The 21332-nt window shown below is 44.7% G+C and carries 18 protein-coding genes, 1 tRNA gene and 2 pseudogenes; 9 read left to right on the top strand and 12 right to left on the bottom strand.

Annotated features, from left to right (window positions below; genetic code table 11):
- Positions 1 to 321: 321 nt before the first annotated feature.
- From QZ176_RS05590 to QZ176_RS05600, 3 genes are all read right to left on the bottom strand, one after another.
- A complete protein-coding gene (locus QZ176_RS05590) occupies positions 322 to 996 on the bottom strand; it encodes a histidine phosphatase family protein (protein ID WP_295151808.1) in 675 nt (224 codons plus the stop codon).
- Positions 997 to 1040: 44 nt separating this feature from the next.
- A complete protein-coding gene (locus QZ176_RS05595; RefSeq protein ID WP_295151810.1) occupies positions 1041 to 1598 on the bottom strand; it encodes a rhomboid family intramembrane serine protease in 558 nt (185 codons plus the stop codon).
- A gap of 745 nt (positions 1599 to 2343) precedes the next feature.
- Positions 2344 to 2979 (bottom strand): NlpC/P60 family protein, encoded by a 636-nt coding sequence (locus QZ176_RS05600; RefSeq protein ID WP_005870540.1) that lies wholly within the window; start codon positions 2977 to 2979, stop codon positions 2344 to 2346.
- A gap of 125 nt (positions 2980 to 3104) precedes the next feature.
- Between QZ176_RS05600 and murA the strand changes: the two genes are divergently transcribed.
- The 6 genes from murA to QZ176_RS05630 all read left to right on the top strand — a co-directional run bounded on the left by murA (position 3105) and on the right by QZ176_RS05630 (position 8451).
- Complete coding sequence (murA, locus tag QZ176_RS05605; RefSeq protein WP_295151812.1) at positions 3105 to 4373, top strand: UDP-N-acetylglucosamine 1-carboxyvinyltransferase; 1269 nt, start codon at positions 3105 to 3107, stop codon at positions 4371 to 4373.
- Between the two features lie 476 nt (positions 4374 to 4849).
- Positions 4850 to 6031, top strand: coding sequence for a molybdopterin molybdotransferase MoeA (locus tag QZ176_RS05610; protein WP_295151814.1), 1182 nt, complete (start codon positions 4850 to 4852; stop codon positions 6029 to 6031).
- Between the two features lie 61 nt (positions 6032 to 6092).
- Positions 6093 to 6167, top strand: a tRNA-Gly gene (locus tag QZ176_RS05615).
- 76 nt (positions 6168 to 6243) lie between these two features.
- Positions 6244 to 6798, top strand: a complete 555-nt coding sequence (locus QZ176_RS05620; RefSeq protein ID WP_295151816.1) for a UbiX family flavin prenyltransferase — start codon at positions 6244 to 6246, stop codon at positions 6796 to 6798.
- A complete protein-coding gene (gene coaD, locus QZ176_RS05625) occupies positions 6798 to 7274 on the top strand; it encodes a pantetheine-phosphate adenylyltransferase (RefSeq protein WP_295151818.1) in 477 nt (158 codons plus the stop codon). The genes QZ176_RS05620 and coaD overlap by 1 nt, the downstream gene beginning before the upstream one ends.
- Before the next feature lie 73 nt (positions 7275 to 7347).
- Positions 7348 to 8451, top strand: coding sequence for a hypothetical protein (locus QZ176_RS05630; protein WP_295151820.1), 1104 nt, complete (start codon positions 7348 to 7350; stop codon positions 8449 to 8451).
- Here QZ176_RS05630 and QZ176_RS05635 read toward each other — a convergent pair.
- Positions 8448 to 8603, bottom strand: coding sequence for a hypothetical protein (locus tag QZ176_RS05635; protein ID WP_295151822.1), 156 nt, complete (start codon positions 8601 to 8603; stop codon positions 8448 to 8450). The two genes, QZ176_RS05630 and QZ176_RS05635, sit on opposite strands and share 4 nt — an antisense overlap.
- Positions 8604 to 8964: 361 nt before the next feature.
- On the opposite strand from QZ176_RS05635, the gene tmk reads away from it, so the two are divergent.
- From tmk to QZ176_RS05650, 3 genes are all read left to right on the top strand, one after another.
- Positions 8965 to 9591: a dTMP kinase gene (gene tmk / locus QZ176_RS05640; RefSeq protein ID WP_295151824.1), complete on the top strand. Its 627-nt coding sequence runs from the start codon at positions 8965 to 8967 to the stop codon at positions 9589 to 9591.
- Between the two features lie 314 nt (positions 9592 to 9905).
- Positions 9906 to 10505, top strand: a complete 600-nt coding sequence (locus QZ176_RS05645; RefSeq protein ID WP_295151826.1) for a hypothetical protein — start codon at positions 9906 to 9908, stop codon at positions 10503 to 10505.
- A gap of 657 nt (positions 10506 to 11162) precedes the next feature.
- Complete coding sequence (locus QZ176_RS05650) at positions 11163 to 14168, top strand: TonB-dependent hemoglobin/transferrin/lactoferrin family receptor (RefSeq protein ID WP_295151828.1); 3006 nt, start codon at positions 11163 to 11165, stop codon at positions 14166 to 14168.
- Positions 14169 to 14677: 509 nt separating this feature from the next.
- Here QZ176_RS05650 and QZ176_RS05655 read toward each other — a convergent pair.
- The 8 genes and pseudogenes from QZ176_RS05655 to QZ176_RS05690 form a co-directional block, all read right to left on the bottom strand.
- Positions 14678 to 15208 (bottom strand): hypothetical protein, encoded by a 531-nt coding sequence (locus QZ176_RS05655; RefSeq protein WP_295151830.1) that lies wholly within the window; start codon positions 15206 to 15208, stop codon positions 14678 to 14680.
- 792 nt (positions 15209 to 16000) lie between these two features.
- Positions 16001 to 17104, bottom strand: a complete 1104-nt coding sequence (gene ychF / locus QZ176_RS05660; RefSeq protein ID WP_295151832.1) for a redox-regulated ATPase YchF — start codon at positions 17102 to 17104, stop codon at positions 16001 to 16003.
- Complete coding sequence (locus QZ176_RS05665; protein ID WP_295151834.1) at positions 17105 to 18565, bottom strand: leucyl aminopeptidase; 1461 nt, start codon at positions 18563 to 18565, stop codon at positions 17105 to 17107.
- Complete coding sequence (locus tag QZ176_RS05670; protein WP_295151836.1) at positions 18540 to 19157, bottom strand: DedA family protein; 618 nt, start codon at positions 19155 to 19157, stop codon at positions 18540 to 18542. Before QZ176_RS05670 ends, QZ176_RS05665 begins: the two co-directional genes overlap by 26 nt.
- A gap of 2 nt (positions 19158 to 19159) precedes the next feature.
- Positions 19160 to 19708, bottom strand: a complete 549-nt coding sequence (locus tag QZ176_RS05675) for an adenine phosphoribosyltransferase (protein ID WP_291937052.1) — start codon at positions 19706 to 19708, stop codon at positions 19160 to 19162.
- Positions 19705 to 19947, bottom strand: a complete 243-nt coding sequence (locus QZ176_RS05680; RefSeq protein ID WP_005870567.1) for a hypothetical protein — start codon at positions 19945 to 19947, stop codon at positions 19705 to 19707. Before QZ176_RS05680 ends, QZ176_RS05675 begins: the two co-directional genes overlap by 4 nt.
- Positions 19948 to 20597: 650 nt before the next feature.
- Positions 20598 to 20840: pseudogene (locus QZ176_RS05685) on the bottom strand (RpiB/LacA/LacB family sugar-phosphate isomerase); the annotation flags it as partial.
- Between the two features lie 315 nt (positions 20841 to 21155).
- Positions 21156 to 21323, bottom strand: a pseudogene (locus QZ176_RS05690) (RpiB/LacA/LacB family sugar-phosphate isomerase); the annotation flags it as partial.
- Between the last annotated feature and the right edge of the window lie 9 nt (positions 21324 to 21332).

Here is a 21332-nt window from a genome sequence, read left to right on the forward strand (position 1 = left end):
AATAAATTTATGTTTTTGAGAAAATTTTGGCACGGAATTTCCATCCGCAAAATCTAAACTTAAGATTTTTCAAAGCAAATGAAATTTGAAGCAAAAGCGCTAACGCTCGATTATCTAAAAATATAAAATTTAGTTTTTTGACTCATTTAGTCTGCGATTTTCAAGGCGAGCCACATCATTGGAAATTTTTTAAAATTTAAAGTTATCTCAAAGCAATTTACTATTTTGCCATATGGTCTTATTTCACTAGCATATTGCAGTGCTCGGCATAAATGCGTCAACGAGCCGCCCGATTGTAATTATGAAGCGTTAAAAGCGTAATTAAGGGCGTTGTAGCATTACCATTTTGCCGCTATGATCGGTAATATCTGAGAATTTATGAATGTTAAATTCTAAGCCGCAAATCGAACAAGGAGGAAATTTATCGACTTCCTTCTTGCCTAAAAGCGAGCAAATTCCGCCTATTGCCGGATTATGTCCAACGATAAATACGCATTCTGCGCTAGCTGCATTAAAATTTTGCATAACGTCTGTGCTAGAAATTTTTACATCATTGCAAGATATAGCATTATTTTCGCCAATGCTAGCGGGAATTTTAGTGCTTTTAAAAGCAGAATTTTCAGTGTTTGCGTCGCGATGTTTTTCGTTACTCAGACCAACCGCATTGTATTTTTCAACATTCACACCGCACTCAAAAAATCGTTTCTCATCCAAGCTGCGAACAAACTTTGCCAAATCCCATAAGCTTGCGTCGTATAACTCTCGCAATGGCACTACCCTTTTTGTCGCGCCCAGCGTATTAGCGATAATTTGCGCCGTATGGAGTGCGCGTATAGCCGAGCTTGTAATAATCAAATCAGGCGCAAATCCCAAGCTACGCAGCTTTTCTCCGAGTTTAATTGCGCAAAGTTTGCCCACACGGCTTAATGCCCGCTCAAAATCGCTTCCGTTGCCGCTTTGCGCCTCGGCATGTCTTATAAAATATATCCGTTTCATCTGCATCCTTTCATAAAATTTTATGTATAATTTAGCGTTAAATTCTACAAAATTCTAAATTTTTTCTGGATCATACCAAAGCCATAACCGACCACAAATCCCGCTATGTGCGCATACCATGCCACATTTATGCCCATTAACATCGGCGCAAAGCTCATTATCAAAATCGCGACAAAAATCCCGCCCGCATTGCGTTCATCAAAATAAGCAATCACGCCTAAAAGCACGCAAATAGCGCCACTAGCGCCTACGATATTGACGATTTCTCCCATGCTTATGGCATAACGGATATAAATCAGACATAAAGCGCCACTCAGCAGCCCGCCTACGATGTAAAGTAGCGTAAATTTTATCCCACCGAACGCTCGCTCTAAAATCCCACCAAATTGATATAAAACCGCCATATTCATAGCTAGATGCATCATTCCGCCGTGCATAAAAAATGAACTTAGTAGCTGCCACGGCATCCCTTCGAAAAAATACGGATTGAGCCCAAAAAATAGATAGGACTTAAAACCAAAAAAATATTCTAATGCGAATGAAATCACGAAAAATAGGACATTCGCCACAATAATCGCGAGAGTAAATTTGCCTGATTGCATGAAACTCCTTAAATTTTTCACGCATAGTAGCGAAATTTTGATTAAATTAAAGGCGTCGTGTGATTTATAGGCTCGAGATAAATTTCATAGATAAGTGTTAGCATCAAAATTTCGGCGAATAGTTTTAGTTGCAAGCGCCTTAATAAATAGCTGCGCTAAAATTTAGATATAGAGCTTTGAATTAAAATCTCCGTAATAAAATTTAGACCGTAAATCTTTTTTGAAAGCCTTACTGGAATTTATAAAGTTTATCTGATATCAATTAAAAAACAAACATGCCGTTAAATTTAATAACGATAAAATTTCAGTTATATGAAGCCATTTTGTAGAATTTTATGTAAAATTATAAGTATAATTTCACCAAGAATAACAAAAATTTGAGTTCAAAATAAATTTTAGAGTAAATATTTTAAATGCTTATTATATTGCGCGTTAAAAATGCTAATTTGATTTGCCATAACAGCATCAAAGTGAGTTTTTATTGGTAAGTTTTTGCTACAGGAGTTTAAAAACCATAAAATTCTAAAATTTGATTAGAATTTTAGGAATTTAATAAATTCTACAAAGCTAGGTTACAGCTAAAATCCCAAGCTAAATTATCTGCAAAATTTTACTTGAAATTTTAGAGCATAAATCAAACCGCCGCGAATTTTTAAAAGGTCTAACAAAATTCCATAAAATCTAACAAATTTCAAAAGTTATGAAAAGATTTCCAAAAAAATACGGCGAAAGAATTTTCAAAATTCTAGTTATTCACCCGTCCGTATCCTGCGAAGCGGTTCGATGCTAGGCAGCTTATGCGGTCTTTGCCGCAGCGGACGATATAGCTATTTTCCATCTTTTGTCCCGCTACATGGACGTTTTTCTTATTTAAATTTACGAAGTCCGCTTGATTTCTACCGCGAGTATTGTGGACAAATTTCACGCGACCATCAGCATAGATCTCACGCACGATACCGATATGGCTGATCTCGTTATTGACCTTGCCTTTGTTAGAGCGCAAGGTGTTTTGAAAAAATACCAAATCCCCCACTCGCGGCGTATTGCTGAGTAAATTTTTACGGCTGTAATAATTATATATTGCTTGGGATTTACGTCCGTTTGTGAAGTACTTCGGCAGATCTTTTGAGTTAAAAAATAGATCATCGTATTTATCATTTAGCACGGTGATAAATCCGCTGCAGTCCCCTCCCGCGCGAGTGCCGGTGTAATCGTCCACCGATGCGATTAGCGGGCGGTTAAACTCGCTTCCTGGCACCGAAGTTATTCCTTCTTCATGATCGTTTAAGACATACGCTTGCTGGCTGCCAGCAGACGGGGCTTTTGAGGAGCAACCGACCAGCAAAAACGCACCCAAAGCGCAAATAATTAGTTGTTTCATATAAAAAATCCTTATAAAATTATGTAACGGTTAAATTTAGGCGTAATTTTAGCGCTCAGTGGTAACAAAATGGTAACTTTAAAGCTAAATTCTGTATAATCGCCGAAATTTTACACGGAGAAATCATGCATTATCTACGAATTAACGGGGGCAAAAAACTAAGCGGCAGCGTCAAAATAAGTGGCGCAAAAAACGCCGCACTGCCGCTCATAGCTCTATCTATCCTTTCAAAAAACGAAGTCGTAATTAAAAATTTACCCGCAGTTTCCGATATCCACACGCTAATTCAGCTGCTTTCAAATTTAGGCGCAAAGTGCGAGTTTCTTGACGCCAATACCGCCAAAATCGATCCGCGCGAGGTAAACTCGACCAAGGCGATTTACGACATAGTACGTAAAATGCGAGCTTCTATCTTGGTGCTGGGGCCGCTTTTAGCGCGGTTTAGGCACTGCGAGGTAAGCCTTCCCGGAGGCTGCGCGATCGGCGCAAGACCGATCGATCTGCACCTTAGCGCGCTTGAAAAGATGGGCGCGGAGGTTAAGATCGAGCAAGGCTACGTCGTTTGCACCGCAAAAAAGGGGCTTAAGGGCGCGACTATAAATTTTGACAAAATTACCGTCACCGGCACCGAAAACATCGTAATGGCGGCGGCTTTAGCAAGCGGCACCACTCATATCATAAACGCGGCAAAAGAGCCCGAAGTGATCGCCGTTTGCAACGCATTAAAAAGCGCAGGCATCGACATAGAGGGCATCGGCACGAACGAGATCCTCATCAAAGGAAGCGGCGGCGAGCTTTTAAGCTTGGATGAAATTTCGATCATTCCCGATCGCATCGAGGCGGGCACCTATCTGTGCGCAGGCGCGATCACCGGCTCCCGCATCACGATTACCCGCGCTTGCGCGGCTCATCTTGGCGCAGTGCTTGCAAAATTTGAAGATATGGGCTTTAAATTTGAAATTTCAAACGGCGGCGAGGAAATAACGATCCTGCCCGCCTCAAAGATCAAACCCGTAGAGATCATCACGAGCGAATATCCGGGCTTTCCTACCGATATGCAGGCGCAGTTTATGGCACTGGCGTGTGTAGCCACGGGCGTCAGCACCATCGACGAGAGGCTTTTTGAAAACCGCTTCATGCACGTTAGCGAACTCTCGAGAATGGGCGCGGATATCCGTTTAAACGGACACATCGCGACGATCAGCGGCGGCAAGCTAAACGGCGCGGACGTTATGGCGACCGATCTGCGAGCTAGTTCGGCACTCGTTTTAGCCGCCCTTGCAGCGCGCGGCGAGAGCAAAATACATAGAATTTACCACCTAGATCGCGGCTACGAAAAGCTCGAGGAAAAGCTTAGCGCGCTTGGTGCCGATATACAGAGGCTGGAGGAATGAAGACTTCGGAATAAAAATCTTGCGCAAGCAAGCGATGCGGAATTTTACGCAAAACGCGTTTCGAAATAACGCACCGCGCAAGAGCCACGTAAATTCTATAGCAGCAATGCATTTAAATCGCTAAAGCTAAATGCGGCGGAATTTTGAAGGAAATGCTGGTAGAATTTCAAGGATGAGTCTCTTAAGAATTTAAGTGGTGAGCTTTGGCAAAATTTAATGAACGAGCCGTGGTGGAATTCTTTAAGCACATGCGAGCGGAATTGCTGCAGCAAGCTCGCGGAATTCTACGAGTGATATGCTTTGAAATTTTAAGTAACGCTCGCATTAAAATAAGGCAAGTTTGAGCCTGTGAAATTTCGCGCATTTATTTGGGTAAAATTTTGCTTTGCAAGCTCCGGCGAAACATAGAATTTAAGACTATGCGAGGTCTTAACTATATGAATTTTAAATGTAAAAAATGATAAAAAGGACTTAAAATGATAGGAATAAATGAGGCTATAGATTTGGCTACGGCTAGAATCACATCAAGCAGGCGGAGCGAAAAGGTGCCTCTTCCCAGCGCTCTAGGTCGCATTCTTTCTAGCGATATTTCTGCGATTAAAAACCTACCCTGCTTCGATAATTCGGCGCTTGACGGCTATGCCTACGCGGCGGACTTCAAAGACGAAGAGCTAAAGATCGTAGAGCCTACGATTTTTGCAGGAGACGAAAAATTTTATGAAATAAAGGCTGCGCAAGCGCAAAAGATAATGACCGGCGCACCAATGCCTGCGGGCGCGGACTCTGTCGCGAGGCTAGAGGATGTAGACGTGCAAGGCGGAACTCTAAAAATCCCTGCTTCCGTTCATGCCCACGACGGCTTTCGTAAAAAAGGTGAGGAGGTGCATGCGGGCGAGCTTTTATTACGCCGTGGCAAAATTTTAAACCCTGCTAAAATTATGCTTCTTGCCGCGCAAGGAATTTACGAAGTAAGCGTTTACGCGCGTCCTAAAATCGCCCTATTTTCCAGCGGAAACGAGCTAAAAGAGCCGTGGCAGGGCGCAAGCGAGCGCGAAATTTATAACGCCAACTCTAGCGGTATTGCTGCATTGCTGCAAAAATACGGCTTTGAAAATGAGTATTTAGGGATTTTAAAGGATGATTTTAGCGAGGTGTGCGAGGCGCTAGATACTGCTACGCGTAAATTTGACGTGCTAATTACCAGCGGCGGAGCAAGCGCCGGGGAGGCGGATTTTATGCAAAGTGCTATGAGTGAACTTGGATTTTTGCAGGTTTTCGATCACATTGATATCAAGCCCGGTCGCCCCAGCAAGTGCTTCGCAAAAGGCAGCAAATTCGTCTTTGCAATGGCAGGCAATCCGATGGCTGCTTTCGTGCTCACACGCGCAGTCATACTGCCGATCTTATTTAAGCTTAGCGGCGCAAGTGAGGCTTTTAGCGCAGAAGCGGCGATCTATGCCAAGCTCGCAAGCGATCTGAAGCTAAAAAGCGGCAGAGTAAATTTAACCGTAGGCGCATATGAAGGCGGAGTTTTTACGCCTATGCCGTCGCCTTCTGGGCGCATCAGGCCGCTGGCTGCGGCATCGCATTTTTTCTTGGCTGATCCCGAATGTGACAAAGTTCGCGCTGGAGAAATCGTAAAAATTTATGAAATTTAAGCGAGAAATTATTGACAAATGAAAATTTATAGGCTACAATCGCGCTTTATTTTTACCGCATGCGGGAATAGCTCAGTGGTAGAGCGCAACCTTGCCATGGTTGATGTCGCGAGTTCGACTCTCGTTTCCCGCTCCATCTTAACTTCAAATTTTAAAATTCCTTCCGTTTCGCTCGCTTTTGAAGCACAAAATTTCGATATGAAAGCTTTGAAATGAAAATTTTAGTTTGCGTAAGCGGCGCCAGTTTTTGCGAGATCGGGCTTGATCTGCTTAAATTTCTTGCTAGCTCACCGCATGAAATTCACGCCGTGCTTACGCAGGGCGCGCGCCGCGTTCTACGCGCTGAAAGCGGCATAGACGCGGACGAGGTCTTAAAATCCGCGGAATTTAGGAGCGCAAAATTTTATCCCGACGACGATCTGAGCGCGCCGCCCGCTTCGGGCTCATTCGGCATTGACGCTACAATCTTTGCGCCCTGCTCTATCGGCTCTTTGGCTAAAATTTACGGCGGGCTTTGCGACAGCCTAAGCACTCGCGCCGCCGCAGTAGCGCTAAAAGAGCACAAGCGGCTAGTTCTTGGCGTGCGTGAGATGCCGCTTTCTGCGATCAGCCTGCGACAAATGAGCGAGCTAGCCGCGCTCGGCGTCATCATCGCTCCGCCCGTGATCGCAGGCTACTGCGGCGTGCAAAATTTAAAAAATTTCATAATCGGCAAGTGGTGCGACGCGCTGGGCGTGCAAAACGAGCTATTTAAAAGGTGGCAATAATGCAAAACTCAAGAAAATGTATCTATCCGGGCACTTTCGATCCTATCACGAACGGCCATTTGGACGTCATCAAGCGCGCGCTGGGGCTTTTTGATGAAGTCATCGTCGCAGTTGCGCTAAACGAGAGCAAAAAGCCCTACTTCAGCCTAAAATCCAGACTGGAGATGGCGCGAGCCGCGACACGCGGGCTTCGTGGCGTGAGCGTGCAAAGCTTTGATAATCTACTCGTGGATTTTGCTAAATCTTGCGGCGTGCGCTTCGTAATCCGCGGGCTTCGCGCGGTTAGCGACTTTGAGTACGAGCTGCAGATCGGCTATGCAAACGCCTCGCTATGGGAGAAATTTGAGAGCGTGTATTTGATGCCGACGCTCAAAAACGCCTTCATCTCAAGCTCGATCGTCCGCTCCGTTTTGAGCCACGGCGGCGATGTTTCGCACCTGGTGCCGAGCGAAATTTTAAAATTTTTGAAAAAATGAGCTCGCAAGCGACTGAAATTTAGTCTGCGGGCGCGGCTAAATTTAAAATTTGCAAGCCGCACGGGAAATAAAAATGAATAAGCAAATGGATGATATAGAAAAATTGCAAGTGCTTTTTAAAAGCGCGAAAAACGACTACGAAACTCTAAAAAAGAGAGCCGAAGCGCAGGCTGCAAGCAGGCGCTGGGCATCAAATCAGTATTTAAATTTTGAGCCGTTTTATTTTGAGTTCAATCGCTTCTCAAAAGGCAGGGTTTTAAAAGAGGCGCCCAAAAACATCGCAAACGCCTACGAATACGGCTTTGACGCGCAAGATCGCGCCGTTTTTGAGAGGCAGTATGTGAGCGAAAAATATTTTTACGAAGAGTTTTATTTTTGGCGGCAGGATGAAATTTTAAGCTACCGATTTGATTATTACGATAAAAAATGCGTGAACGTAAAAAGATTTGTCTATCAGGATGGCACGCTAAAATCCATCTACTCGGCTTTTGCGAGCGAAGGCTACTGGATAGAAAATTTTACTTACGAGGGCGGCAAGCTCGCGCAAAAGCAGTGGTGCGGCACAGATCCATACGGAGGCAAATTCGACCGCGTCATAAACTACGAATTTGACGCGATAGGCGAGCTAAGCTTAATAGTCGAGGGCGGCTACGTGCACTACAAAAAACCTGATAAAAAAATGAGCTACAAAAAGCTCTATGAGCTCGCCGCGCAAAGGTTGCTGCCCGCGATTAAAGAGACGATCAAAAAGCATGCGCCCGGTTGCAAGCTCTACTGCATAAATTTAGCCTACGACGACACGGGCTCGCTGCCGCCTCAGATCGGATTCGGCTCGCAAGAACAGCGCGCGCAGTGGCTTGCGCAGGGCGATGACGATAACTGGATCGTTTGGAACGTCGCCGATTACGAGTTTCAGGCTGAGTTGGACGAGGATGACGAGACGGCAAATCTTTTCGATCTTTTTAATCAAGAAACGCGACTAAACGGCAGATATCCGCAAGCCAAAAAGCTTATTTTAGAGTGCGCGAAGCAGCTTAAGGCGGATATCGGCGAGCTCGGGCTCGACGTGAGCAAGGATTTTGCGCTCGTGGCGAGCGATTATGATCTTAGCGATCTGCGGAAAAATTTCAAAGCGATAAATCCAGAGCTTGTAAGCGCGTATAAGGGCAAAATTTAAAATTTCATCGTCGCGATTTTCTCATCGCACATAGCGTTTTGCCCGCCCGCGCCGCCGATAAACCATTTCTCACTCTGCACGACGCTACCGCACTGCTCCGCCAAAAGCACCGTCCCTACTCCGTATAACGCTATCCGCTTCGCAAAGCACATATCCTACTATGTATATAATGGCGCCCTACCTCGCCCGACGTGCCATCATATCCGCACGGCGCGCCGTCTTTATCGACTGGCGCCCTGCTTCGCTCGGTACATGTCCGTAAGCGCAAAATTTACTCACTGCCTATTCGGCGCATCCGTCCGAGCGCTAAATTTAGCCGCGAGCCGCACCGCAAAAAGCAGGAGCCGAGTAAGGCAGAGCGCCAGATAAAATTTTACGCCGAAAGATCAAAAGCGGCTCGCACAAGCTCGCGCAAAAGCCCAATTTGGAGGCGAAATTTAGCGTCCGGCTGTTTAAAAAAGCCGCTATTTAGCTATAAGCTTGTAAAATAGCGCACAAATTTAAAGGCGAAAAATGTATGTAATATTCGAAGGTATCGACGGCGTGGGCAAAAGCACGCAGATAGCGCGGCTGGCAGCGATTTTTCCGCAGGCGATCGTGACTAAGGAACCAGGCGGCACGAAGCTCGGCGAGGCGGTACGAAGCCTCGTTTTGGGCGAGGATTTTAAGTGGCGGCGCAGCAGCATAAATCTGCGCGAGGCCTGCGGCGAAATCTCAAAGCGCGCCGAGCTGCTTTTGTTTCTCGCAGACCGCGCCGAGCACTACGAGCGCGTGATAAAGGGCGGCGCGGACAAGCTCGTGCTAAGCGATCGCGGCTTCATCTCGGGGCTTGCTTATGCGCTGGCAAACGACGAAAACGCGGATCTTAGCGAGCTTATCGCGCTTAATAAATTTGCGCTTGGGGGCAAATTTGCAGATAAAATCGTGCTATTTTCGGCGGACGAACAGCTCGTCAAAAAGCGGCTTAAAACGCGCGCTAGCAGCGATATAATCGAGGCTCGCGGGCTGAGATACCTAATGCGCGTGCAGGAGTTGATGGCGCAGGTATGCAGGTCGTGCGGCGTTGAGACCCTGCAAATCGACGCCGCGCAATCCGAAGAAGCGATCTGCGATCAGATAAGAAATTTCATACTTTCTTAAAATTTTAAGGCGTGGAATTCTGCTGCTGGAATTGATTTCTGAGGTCTGCCGTGAAATTTTAGCTATGGAATTTCGCCCATAAAATTTCATCTTCGAATTTCGTTATGGAATTTTACAGGAGAGATTCTAGGTAAAATTTCATGGGCGAAATTTGTTTTATAATTTCGCGGCAAAATTTCACCATAGAATTCTGTCTTAAAATTCCGCCATAGACCGAAAGGGCGCGGGATTTCATAAGCGAAATCTTGCACGGAATTTTAAGCCACGGATTTGCGGGTGGAATTCCGCTTAAGCTTTAGATTGAAAGGATAATGATGAAGACGTTAAGGTTTGTTTTGCGCAAGGTTTTTAAATTTATATTTCTGTTTTGGGTGGTCATAAGCTCGCTTTTGGGTAGCTATGTTATCGCAGATAATTTTTTCGGCCGCAACTACGAATCTATGATGCTAGTTCGTTCTTTTGGTGGCGCCCGCGTAGAGCTGCAAAATTTTATGATAGATACGGACTTGCGCGTTACGACTATCGGCAAGAGATTCGAGCATCGGCAAGGGGATCCGCTACCTGATTTTTCAGAGGATAACTCCACGGGCGCTCCGTATGAGCTAAACATAAAATTTAATTATATAAACCGCGAAAATGCGCCGAAGATCGTGCTGAAAAACACTAAGCTAGAGCAAGAGCAAAGCGGGCGCGTAGTATTTGAAAGGGATGAGCTAGAGGCGCCGATAGAGGTTAGCGAATACAGCGGCATCGCAAGCGCATCGGTAAAAATCCCGAGTATCGACTCCATCCACGTAAGGCATAAGCTAAGCACCGAAATATGCGTGTCTGGGGGCACTTGCACGAAGTTTGTGCATTATTTCTTGCCGTACAGGCATGTAGAGGGTACAGCGGCTCTGCGAGGTATTTTTTAGCCGCAAAAGATTCGGCGTAAAATTTTAAAACATAAAATTTACGGCGGCATGGGTTAATTTGGCGAAATAAACGAGTAAATTATCAATGCCCGCAACGTAGTGATATGGTTTATTTATGTGGTGGGATTTTGCCGCTCGCCGTATTTGTGGAAAACAAAATTTCAAAATTTCGGGGCGCATAAAATTTATAGCGTAGCGTGAAATTCTACCCGGCAAAAATTTATGCCCTATTCCGGCACCGATAAATAAATCTGCTAACAAATCCCGAGAGGCGACAATCTATAAAATGATAAATTTACAATGCAGCGATTGGGCACAAAAAATTTTAAAATTACCGGCAAAAATATCATGATTTAAAAAGCGCGTTACTTATTATAAAATGCGCTTTATTATCATTCGCCCTTTTATAATTTTTAGTATTTTTGCTAGCCGTTTCAAAAACGCTTTGCAAAATTTAGAGCTAGATTAAAGCTTAAAATACGCCTATTACGCATTTCTTGACTATTCAAAATTTTTTACTTCTTAAAAATCAAAATTTTAGCCATTTAAAATTTATACTTGAATTTAAACTGCAATTTAATTAAACATTAAAAATCTTTGTATTATTATTCACCGCGTTAATAATCAATTCTATAATCATTAAGTAAGGAAATATGAATGTTTAGAAGATTCTCTCTCTCTCTCTATGCCTCGCTGCTCTTTTATGGCTCGCTTTACGCGGAAGAGCCGACCAACTCACAAGAATTAGGAACTATCCAGGTAACCGGCAATGTCGATTCGCAAAGCGTAGCCGAGCAAAAGGTCGGCGAAACAAAAACCACCGCGCAGACTATTAAGAAGCAGCAGATCACCGATAGTAGAGACTTGGTGCGATACCAAACGGGTGTTACGGCGGTAGAGGCCGGTCGTTTCGGCACGAGCGGCTATGCCGTGCGCGGCGTGGATGAAAACCGCGTCGCCATAACGATAGACGGACTTCGTCAGGCAGAAACTCTAAGCTCGCAAGGCTTCAAAGAGCTTTTCGAAGGTTACGGAAATTTCAATAACACCCGCAATAGCGTGGAGATGGAAAACGTCAAAGTTGCGACCATAACAAAAGGCGCGGATTCGATAAAAACGGGCTCGGGAGCGCTGGGCGGATCGGTAATGTTTGAGACGAAAGACGCAAGGGATTATCTGGTAAACAAAGACTTTCACTTTGGCTTTAAAAACGGATATCAAAGTATGAATTCCCAAAATATGAGATCGCTTACTTTCGCAGGAAGATACAAATGGCTCGATCTGTTGGTAATAAACACGAAAAGAAACGGCCGCGAGATCAAAAATTATTTCTACAATATCTATTCGCCAAAAGAGGATAGAACAAAAGTCGGCAGGGAAAGAGAAAAGGCAGATCCCTATCATATAACCCGCACCAGCACTATGGTAAAGATCGGTTTTCAGCCGGCCGATGAGCATAGATTTAGCATTATGAATGATGATTCAACTCTTAAATCCAAAGGAGAGGATTTATCCTATTCGCTTCGCTCATACAGCTACTCATTGCAGGATACGAAGCTGGGAGAGAGGATAACAAACGATAAATCTCATAGAAAAAACATTCAATTCGCCTACGAAAATTTTGTAGAAACGCCGTTTTGGGATACTTTTAAAGTATCGTATTCTACGCAAAAGATACGAAATAAAGCAAGGACCGACGAATACTGCAACAACGACAAGTGCAATAACGTCAGAAACCCAAACGGTCTAGATCTGGTATATGATAAGAAAGCGGGTGTATATAAAATAGTAGATAAATACGGCAAAGAGCTTACGCCCGATCTCGATACCAGCGGATGGAGTACGGAAAGAGATTTTAAAGACAGCAAGGGCAACAAGGTCGAGTGGCAAGAAGACGGAGGTAGGCTCGATTATATGCTTTTAGACTGCTCTAAGATAGACTGTACTAAGAAATTTCGAGTCTCAAGGCTATATCAAGATAATATGGGAAACTGGAAACACGACTACGTAGATAGAGATATCGAGATAAAAACGGCTCCCGACGGCACGAAATACGGTAGAGTAAAGGTCGAAAAAGATTCAGGCGGTATCTTTGACGAGGATACAAGGATCATAAGGCCGAAATCGGCGGGCTATGCAGAAGATCAATATCACGACAGAGATTTAAATACCGATACGAATCAGTTTGATATAAAATTTGAAAAAGAACTTAAAGTATTTCAAACCCAGCACTATATAAAATACGGCGGTCTTTTAGAGAAAACGAAAAAAGTAATGATAGATCAAGACGGCTTTAAAGGTGAAAATGAAAAATGGTGGGCGAATAAATTTTACGGCTATAAATTTGAGCCGAGCAATCCGAATGCGGATTCGAACGGATATGTTTTAAAGCCGAATTGGTATCCGGGCGCCAATGGCCCGAAAAGCAACACGGGAATGAAGCAAACCTATCTCATCCCCGTAGAGACTAGAACTACCGCTTTGTTTATCGGAGATGATTTTAAGATCACGGATTGGTTGGGGCTCGATTTAAATTATCGATACGACAAGGTAAAACATATGCCCAAATACGACGAGAACATTCCCGTGCCGAAGGGCTTGATAGCGGGCATCTTCGTGCCGCTACCGGGCAATGCTTACGGGCCGGGAGCTACGTGCGGATACAATACCCCTTGTATGAACGAAAATATCAGACAAAATTTAGCAATACTGCTTCAAAATAAAGAATTTAAAAGCGATTCTTATACGCTCGGGTTAAATTTGGATCCGCTCGATTTTATGAGATTTCAGCTTAAATATTCAAAAGGGTTTCGCGCTCCGACATCGGATGAGATGTATATGACCTTTAAGCATCCGAGCTTTTCGATCGCGCCTAACGTTGATTTAAAAGCCGAGATCGCAAAAACAAAAGAGGCCGCCTTGACGTTTTATAAAGATCAAAGCTTCATAACGTTTGATATTTTTAAAACCGATTACGATAACTTTATAGATTTGGTATTTTTAAGGATGAAGGCCGTTGAAGTAGGAAGCGCTTTGCAATATCCGTTTTGGCAGAACAAAAACAGAGATAGCGCCAAAGTCAATGGCTTTGAAATAAACGCCCATATGGAATTAGGCGATGTCTCCTCCGCGCTTGAAGGCTTTAGGATAGGATATAAATTTACCAAGCAAAGAGGTAGGATGGACGGAGATATACCGATGAACGCCATTCAGCCGCCGACTTCGGTTTATAATATCGGCTACTCCGCACCAGGCGATAAATACGGCATAGACCTTTTCATAACGAGCGTCGGAGAGAAAAAGGCCAAAGATAGCTACAATATGTATTGGAAAGAGCAGATGGAGCACATAGACCCCGATAGCGGTCAGATCGTGCCCGGCAAAAAGATCAAAGGAAAACCCGTGACCGATAGCACGCTAGCATGGAGGAGCGGAAATTATACGGTTTTGGACATCATAACCTACGCAAGACCTCATAAAAATTTTAATTTCGGCTTCGGCGTTTATAATATCACGAACACCAAATATATCACTTGGGATTCAGCCAGATCCATCAGGGGATTCGGAACGACGAATTTGATAGATCAAAACACCGGCGCAGGTATCGGCAGATTTTACGCGCCGCGCAGAAATTTTAGATTTAACTGGGAGATAACGTTTTAGTTCTTGGTGTGTTTCGATCCAAAATTTAAAACGAATTTCGAATCCAGGGCTCAAGTTGATCAAATCGAGCCCTGGATTGCAATTTACGCTTTAAATTTATATCCAATGAGCCTTTGCAACGCAAGAGCAAGATCGCTTCGTATTTTTGGCATTTCGATAAAATTTTAGCGATATAATTTTCGCCGAACGGTAACATTTTGCGCGCGCATTAAATTTGTATATCGCTGCTTTCGTTTATGCGGTTTTGGCTCAGAACCTACCGCCGTACGGTATAAATTTTACATTTCTATCGATAAGCTTTTTTACGAAGGTCAAAGGCAAACTTTCATATCACCAAAATTTGCGCGCCATACAATCTCAACAAAGATAAGTTAAAAACACTGAAGGCGTTTGGCAACCGCACGTAAAAACTACGGCGGCAGAATGAGACCTATGATAAGGCGCACAAGACGATGCTTAGACAAATGATTTTTTATTTACGCGTTAATACGCCGAAAAATAAAGATAAATTAGCCTCTATTTTTCTCGATTTCATATAAAATTTTGATTTTTTTACAAGCTCTTTGTAAGATACAGAACCCTAAGGCAATATATAATAAAATGGATGACTTACTAATGCCGTAAAACCATATGGGAAACGTTACGATTAAAAAAACTATTAATATAAAATCCCAAATTATAGCTAGAGTCTGTTTCACTCTCATATAATTTGAATACTTAGCCAAAATCGAAATATGCGTTATGCTGGGCGACTCAGGGGAAAGATAACAATACGTTACCTCGACTATATCGCCGTTATCAGCAAACCATTGATCGGGATAGTCGAAAAATCTTATTCCTTTTACCTCAAATGTTATATACAGTCCGTCTCGCCCCCAGTCTATTTCTAAGTTTTCCATCTTGCCGATAATTGTGAAAAATTTCAATTCACTTGAAGCTTTCTTTTTTAAATGCCACATTATTTTCCTCCAAATTTCGGTAAAATTTCGTAAAATCCGCGCTGCTTTCTGTGGCGTTCGCGCTAAAATTTTAATTTTCATACACCCGCGTCAAGATAGGCGAGAAGTCCCATCAAAATCAATGTTAACGACACGCAATCATAGAAATTCGCTACAACCGAGCGAGCCCCTTTTTTGCAAACGCAAAGTATATTGCAAACAGTATCGCAGACACGGCAAAAACAAAGCCAAATGCGATTGCTATATACAGCACCTGAATTATATCCGATACAGCATATAGCGCAAAGTCTTAAGCATCTGGGCGTGGCCGTACTTCTAAAGCCGCAAGCACACCCAAATACCTATCTTTGCGAAAATGTACGCGCACGTGATCACTCTCGTTTAGAATTAAAGGCTTCACAGCGTATGCGAAAACGCAAAAAGCACGAATGCGTCGATACTTTTCGCAATGTATGGACGCTCAAATTTTCGATTCTGCCCGTGATTTTGCTTTTAGCTTCAGATTTTGGCAGAAGGTTCATATCTATAGTCCGTGCGCGAAATTCGCCCACCGAAAGGTACGGCGGATTAAAATGCATAGAATTGTAAAGTTGAGCTTACTTACGATAATGTTTAAAGTTCCGTCCTGCGCGAGTTAAATTTTATATAATTTTAAAATCGAGCCAAACCCGAGCATACATTCGATCCCAGAGATTTTTTATGAAATTTCAAAAATTTTAAATCGCTGCTTTCAACTAAAATTTTTAAATTTCCAAATTCTCGTACGCCATAGAAATTCAAATTTCGCAAATTTAAAAATTTGAATCGGATGTGCAAATTCGACGCAAATTGAAACTCTGTAAATTTTAAATTTCGCTCGAATGCAGCGCAAATTTAAACATTAAATCTAAAATGCATCACGTCGCCGTCTTGCACGACGTAGTCCTTGCCCTCAAGGCGCATTTTGCCCGCTTCTTTCGCCCTACTCTCGCCGCCGCACGCGATAAAATCATCAAATCCGATCACCTCGGCCCTGATAAATCCGCGCTCAAAGTCGTTGTGGATCACGCTCGCGGCCTTCGGAGCCTTCCAGCCCTTCGTGATCGTCCACGCGCGCACCTCCATCTCGCCCGCGGTAAAGTAGCTGATGAGGCTGAGCTTAGCAAAGGAGCGCTTGATGATGAGCTCCAGCCCGCTTTGCTGCGCGCCCAGGCTTTGCAGCATCTCGTGCGTCTCCTCGTCGCTTAGCCCTATGAGCTCCTCTTCGATCTTGGCGCAGAGCTTGATCACCTCGGCGCCACGGGCATTTGCGTATTCTTTTACGCGCGCGACATATTCGTTATCCTGCGCGATGCCGTCTTCGTCCACGTTTGCGCCGTAGATTACATCTTTGGCGCTAAGCAGGCGCAGCTCGCGATTTAAAGCGATGTAGCTTTCGTCCTCTTTGAGCGCAAAATTTGAAGCGGGCTTGCCGTCGTTTAGATGCGCTAAAAGCTCGTTTGCTACGGCTAGCGCCTCTTTAGCGCCCTTTTGATTTGCTTTGGCTTCCTTGCCGAGGCGCTCGATCTTGCGGCTAAGCTGCTCGATGTCCGCTAAAATAAGCTCGGTTTCGATGATCTCGATATCGCGGATAGGATCGACGCAGCCTTCGACGTGAGTTATGTCGCCGCTTTCGAAGCAACGCACGATATGAAGGATGATCTCGCACTCGCGGATATTTGAAAGAAATTTATTCCCCAGCCCCTCACCCTTGCTAGCTCCGCGCACTAGGCCCGCGATATCTACAAACTCGATAGTCGAATGCACGATACGACCGGGCTTAACGATCTGCGCTAGTTTGCCGAGCCTGGCATCGGGTACGGGCACGACCGCTTTATTGGGCTCGATCGTGCAGAACGGATAGTTCTGCGCCTGTGCGTTTTGCGCGCCGCTAAGTGCGTTAAAGGTGGTGGATTTACCGACGTTCGGAAGCCCTACGATCCCTACTGAAAGCCCCATTTACGCGTCCTTCAGCTCTTTGGCTAGAGCCTGCAGGAAGTACAGGCTCGCTCTCACGCCCGCGCCAGTCGCGCCTGCCGCGTAATAGCCCCACGCCTTTTCCAGATATGCAGGCCCCGCGATATCAAGGTGCAGCCACTTGTCTTTATACTCGTCTTTTATAAATTTATCCAAAAATAGTCCCGCGGTTATCGCGCCGCCGTACCTGCTAGAAGCGCAGTTGGAGACGTCTGCGATACTGCTTTTGATTAGCTCGCGCAGATAATCGTTAAATTCCAAAATGCTAAATAGCTCGCCGCTTGATCCGCTAAGATCTTTAAATTTACGCTTTAGCTCCTCGCTGTTTCCCATTATACCGCTCGTGTATTCGCCCAGCCCCACGACGCAAGCGCCGGTAAGCGTCGCCATATCTATCAGTAGATCGGGAGCAAGATCCTGCGCGTAGCTTAAGCAGTCGGCAAGCACGAGCCGCCCCTCCGCGTCGGTGTTTCGAACCTCGATACTCACGCCGCTGCGGCTAAGTAGCACGTCGTCGGGCTTATACGAATCGCCGCCGATCATATTCTCGGTAGCGCCGATGACCGCATGTATCTCAAACGGCAGCTCGAGCTCGGCGGCGCCCTTGATGATGCCCATCGCAGCGAGCGCGCCGCTTTTGTCGCTTTTCATCGTAAGCATATAATCGGCAGGCTTCAGACTTAGCCCGCCGCTGTCGTAAGTAAGCCCTTTGCCCACGAAAACGACGCGCTTTAGGCTGCGCTGCGGCTTATAGATCAGATGGATGAGGCGCGGCGGATGAGCGCTGGAGCGATTGACCGCCAAAAACGCATTCATATTCTGCTCGCGCAAAAAGTCTTCGTCGTAAATTTTAACGCTCACGTCGTCGTAGTTCGAGGCTAGAATTTCAGCCTCGCTCGCCATCTTCTCGGGCGTGTAAATTTCAGGGATCTCATTGACGCCGTCGCGCGCAAAATTTGCAGCGTTTGCCATCACGATGCCCTGCTGCACGCCGTAGTTCATCTTTTGCACGTCAGGCTTAGCTCCGCTATACTCCTGCGTCGAGATTAAAATTTCATTTAAGCTAGAGCTTTTTTTATCGCTTTTGTATTTGTTAAACTCATAGCCGCCCAAAAGCACGCCCTCTACCATCGCCATCGTGCTTCTGCGGTCGCAGCCGCATTTGTAAAAGGCGATTTTGAAATTTTTAATTGCGTAGCCCTTAAGCGCGTTGTATGCACTTGCAAGTGCTGTGCGGACGCGGTCATATTCTAGCGCCTTGACGCCGATGTACAGCCGTCCACTCTCGGCAAGCAGCAGATTGCCCTCGCCTTTGTAATTAAAAAGCGCAAACTTATCCGCGTCTTTAATAAATTCGTGATTTAAATTTTTATCTACGACTAAAATAACTTCAAAATCCGCCTCTATCTCGTTAATTTTACGATCTAGTAGTTTTACTTTCATCTCGTTCCTTTCGTGAGCTCATAAAGTGATTTTCCATACGTTTAAATAACCTAAAAAATAGATATAAAATCCCGCCTATGATAGGTATCGCAAAATACCAGTGTTGCTCGATTAGCCGCAGCCCGCTCCAGATCTCCTCGCCGAAATACCACGCCAAAACCATCGTCGCACCCGACCAGCACCAAGCGCTAAAAAGATTGATAATCGCAAATTTCTTTGCGCTGTAGCGAGTGATACCGATACTCATCGGGATGATGACGCGGAAGCCATACATATAGCGCTGCATTAAAATTATCGGCCAGCCGTAGCGTTGCAAAAGCAGGTGCGCGATCGCAAATTTTCGGCGCTGTGCCGCGAGCTTTTTACTGATATATTTTTTATTGTAGCGACCGATATAAAAATAAAACTGATCGCCGCAAAATGCCCCAAGGCCCGCGACAAAGATACCTAGCGGCAAATTTATGTGCCCTTCGTGCGCCATTATGCCGCCTAAAATCAGAGCAATTTCGCCTTCTAAAATACACCAAACAAAAAGCACGATATAGGCGTATTGGTGGTATTCTTGCAGTAAATTTTTAAGTAGCTCTTCCAAAATTACGCCTCTAAAACGCAATAAACATTTGTGCGTCGCGAAAACTCGCCTAGATCGTTTAACTCACGTAAATTTAGCAAAAAGCAGGCTTCGACGCACTTAGCCTGCGTCTGTGCGATGAGATCTAATGCCGCCCGTGCGGTACCTCCGGTGGCGATTAGATCGTCGATTAGCAGCACCTTGGCATCTTGCACGCCAGAGAATGCATCCACATGCATCTCGACCTGATCGAAGCCGTATTCAAGGCTGTATTTTTGCGAAATCGTGATATAAGGAAGCTTCTTTGGCTTTCTAATTGGCACAAAAGCAACCCTCAACCTCGCAGCAAGTGCCGCTGCAAAAATAAATCCGCGACTTTCTATGCCTACTATGTAATCAAGTCCATAATCGGCGTAGCGCTCGGCTAGATGATCAAGCAGGAAATTAAACGCCTCGCGATCGCCTACGAGCGTCGTGATATCGTAAAACAAAATACCGGGCTTTGGGAAGTCGCGCACGGTGCGGATCGAGCGAAATAAATAGCTTTTTTGCTCGCTGCTTAGACTTTTCATAGCTTACCTCTTTTCAATCTTGCGTTTTGGATTTTTAAGCTGCAGTTTTCGCTCTCCTCATTTTGCAGGGCCTCAATGCCGAAGCGAAGGGCAGTTTTGAGCTTTTCGTTATCGCTTTTAAGCTTTGAAATTCTTTCTTCGCTCTTTCGAAGTAAGGCGTAAATTTTAGAATTTTTTCGGATCGATAGAATAAGTAGTGCTGCAAAAAATAGCGCTAAAACGCCTAATACTACGCTCATTGCTCGTCTCCTTCATTTGGATTTGCAAAGCGCATAGTAACGGGAGTCGCGCTAAAATAGACAGATTTTATGCTCCTAAAATACGCACTAGAAAGATTTGCTCCCTTTAAATTTACGCTCGTAATAGCAGAATTCTCATCTGTTAAACCCGCACTAGCGCAATTTACGTTTTCTGGCTTAACGCTCATGCAAACAGAATTTTTAGCCTTGAAATTTATAATTGCTGGGTTCAAACTGACAAAATCTTTGCGGCTAGCTTTTTGAGTGAAATTTTTATCGCAAACATTCTCACGCGTAAAATTCAACGTAGAATTTGTGCTAGTGGAATTTTTATCTAGCGGATTTTTCTCATTAAAGATTATCTTTGCGTGCGTCGAATCTAAATTTATATGACGTGCACCGCAAAAGCTTATCAAGGGATTCTTGCCGGTAAAGAAGGAATTTTTATCGTTAAAGCTCCGTGCACAATTTAATTCGGAATCCGTGTCGATAGGATTTTTGCTAGAAGGATTTTTGCCACCGAAGCTTAATTTGGAATTTCGTCCGTTTAAATTAGCGTCACAGATTTGTTCCGCAAAATTTTGAGCGGAATTCTGCATGAAATTCTCCCCATCAAATCCATGCGTAAAATTCGCACTGCCGCAAGCAGCTAGCTTTGCGACGCGCTTAATGTGCCTACCGCCCGCAAAATCAGTGCCGAAAAACGCCCTAATCATATCTTCAATCACTAGCGCGCCCATCAATCGCTCACCGAAGGCTAGGACGTTGGCGTCGTTATGCTCTCTGGCTAGTCTAGCGCTCGTTGCGTCATGACACAGCGCGCAGCGGATGTGAGCGTGACGATTTGCGGCGATGCTGATACCGATGCCCGTACCGCAAATCAAAACGCCGTAAATGCCGTAGTCGGTGGAATTTAAAATTTTATCTTTGCTCGCATTCTGGCTTACGGCTGCATTTGCGCTGGTAGTCTTGCTTTCGCTAGCGTTAAAATTTTGACGACTAGCGTTTTTAACAGAGTTAAAATTTTCATTTTTCTCGCTACATTGTACGGCGTCGTTAAAATTTCCGCTACCGTTTATACTCGCGCTGGAATTTTCGCTGCCGCCATTACCGCCTGCTTCAGAATTTTCCGCGGCTGCAGCAGAATTTATGCCGTCGTTTTCTTTAAAATTTTCACTTCTCGCGCAGGCTTCACATTCAGCTAAAATAGCTTCCGCCAGTGCGCCTGCAAAATCGGGATAGTCCACGCTCGCTTCGGCACTATGCGTGCCAAGATCGACCGCTTCGTAACCTAAAGCGGCGAGCGTTTTTTTGGCTTGCTCTTTGGTACGAAAGCCCGCGTGATCGCTCGCTATGAAAATTTTATTTATTTGCATTGCCACTCC

It is taken from the genome of uncultured Campylobacter sp. (assembly GCF_905373215.1).
Lineage (GTDB): Bacteria > Campylobacterota > Campylobacteria > Campylobacterales > Campylobacteraceae > Campylobacter_B.

Excerpts from the sequence above, each read along its gene's own strand:
- QZ176_RS05590 (WP_295151808.1), bottom strand. The coding sequence starts at position 996 with ATGAAACGGATATATTTTATAAGACATGCCGAGGCGCAAAGCGGCAAC.
- QZ176_RS05595 (WP_295151810.1), bottom strand. The coding sequence starts at position 1,598 with ATGCAATCAGGCAAATTTACTCTCGCGATTATTGTGGCGAATGTCCTA.
- QZ176_RS05600 (WP_005870540.1), bottom strand. The coding sequence starts at position 2,979 with ATGAAACAACTAATTATTTGCGCTTTGGGTGCGTTTTTGCTGGTCGGT.
- murA (WP_295151812.1), top strand. The coding sequence starts at position 3,105 with ATGCATTATCTACGAATTAACGGGGGCAAAAAACTAAGCGGCAGCGTC.
- QZ176_RS05610 (WP_295151814.1), top strand. The coding sequence starts at position 4,850 with ATGATAGGAATAAATGAGGCTATAGATTTGGCTACGGCTAGAATCACA.
- QZ176_RS05620 (WP_295151816.1), top strand. The coding sequence starts at position 6,244 with ATGAAAATTTTAGTTTGCGTAAGCGGCGCCAGTTTTTGCGAGATCGGG.
- coaD (WP_295151818.1), top strand. The coding sequence starts at position 6,798 with ATGCAAAACTCAAGAAAATGTATCTATCCGGGCACTTTCGATCCTATC.
- QZ176_RS05630 (WP_295151820.1), top strand. The coding sequence starts at position 7,348 with ATGAATAAGCAAATGGATGATATAGAAAAATTGCAAGTGCTTTTTAAA.
- QZ176_RS05635 (WP_295151822.1), bottom strand. The coding sequence starts at position 8,603 with ATGTGCTTTGCGAAGCGGATAGCGTTATACGGAGTAGGGACGGTGCTT.
- tmk (WP_295151824.1), top strand. The coding sequence starts at position 8,965 with ATGTATGTAATATTCGAAGGTATCGACGGCGTGGGCAAAAGCACGCAG.
- QZ176_RS05645 (WP_295151826.1), top strand. The coding sequence starts at position 9,906 with ATGAAGACGTTAAGGTTTGTTTTGCGCAAGGTTTTTAAATTTATATTT.
- QZ176_RS05650 (WP_295151828.1), top strand. The coding sequence starts at position 11,163 with ATGTTTAGAAGATTCTCTCTCTCTCTCTATGCCTCGCTGCTCTTTTAT.
- QZ176_RS05655 (WP_295151830.1), bottom strand. The coding sequence starts at position 15,208 with ATGAAAATTAAAATTTTAGCGCGAACGCCACAGAAAGCAGCGCGGATT.
- ychF (WP_295151832.1), bottom strand. The coding sequence starts at position 17,104 with ATGGGGCTTTCAGTAGGGATCGTAGGGCTTCCGAACGTCGGTAAATCC.
- QZ176_RS05665 (WP_295151834.1), bottom strand. The coding sequence starts at position 18,565 with ATGAAAGTAAAACTACTAGATCGTAAAATTAACGAGATAGAGGCGGAT.
- QZ176_RS05675 (WP_291937052.1), bottom strand. The coding sequence starts at position 19,708 with ATGAAAAGTCTAAGCAGCGAGCAAAAAAGCTATTTATTTCGCTCGATC.
- QZ176_RS05680 (WP_005870567.1), bottom strand. The coding sequence starts at position 19,947 with ATGAGCGTAGTATTAGGCGTTTTAGCGCTATTTTTTGCAGCACTACTT.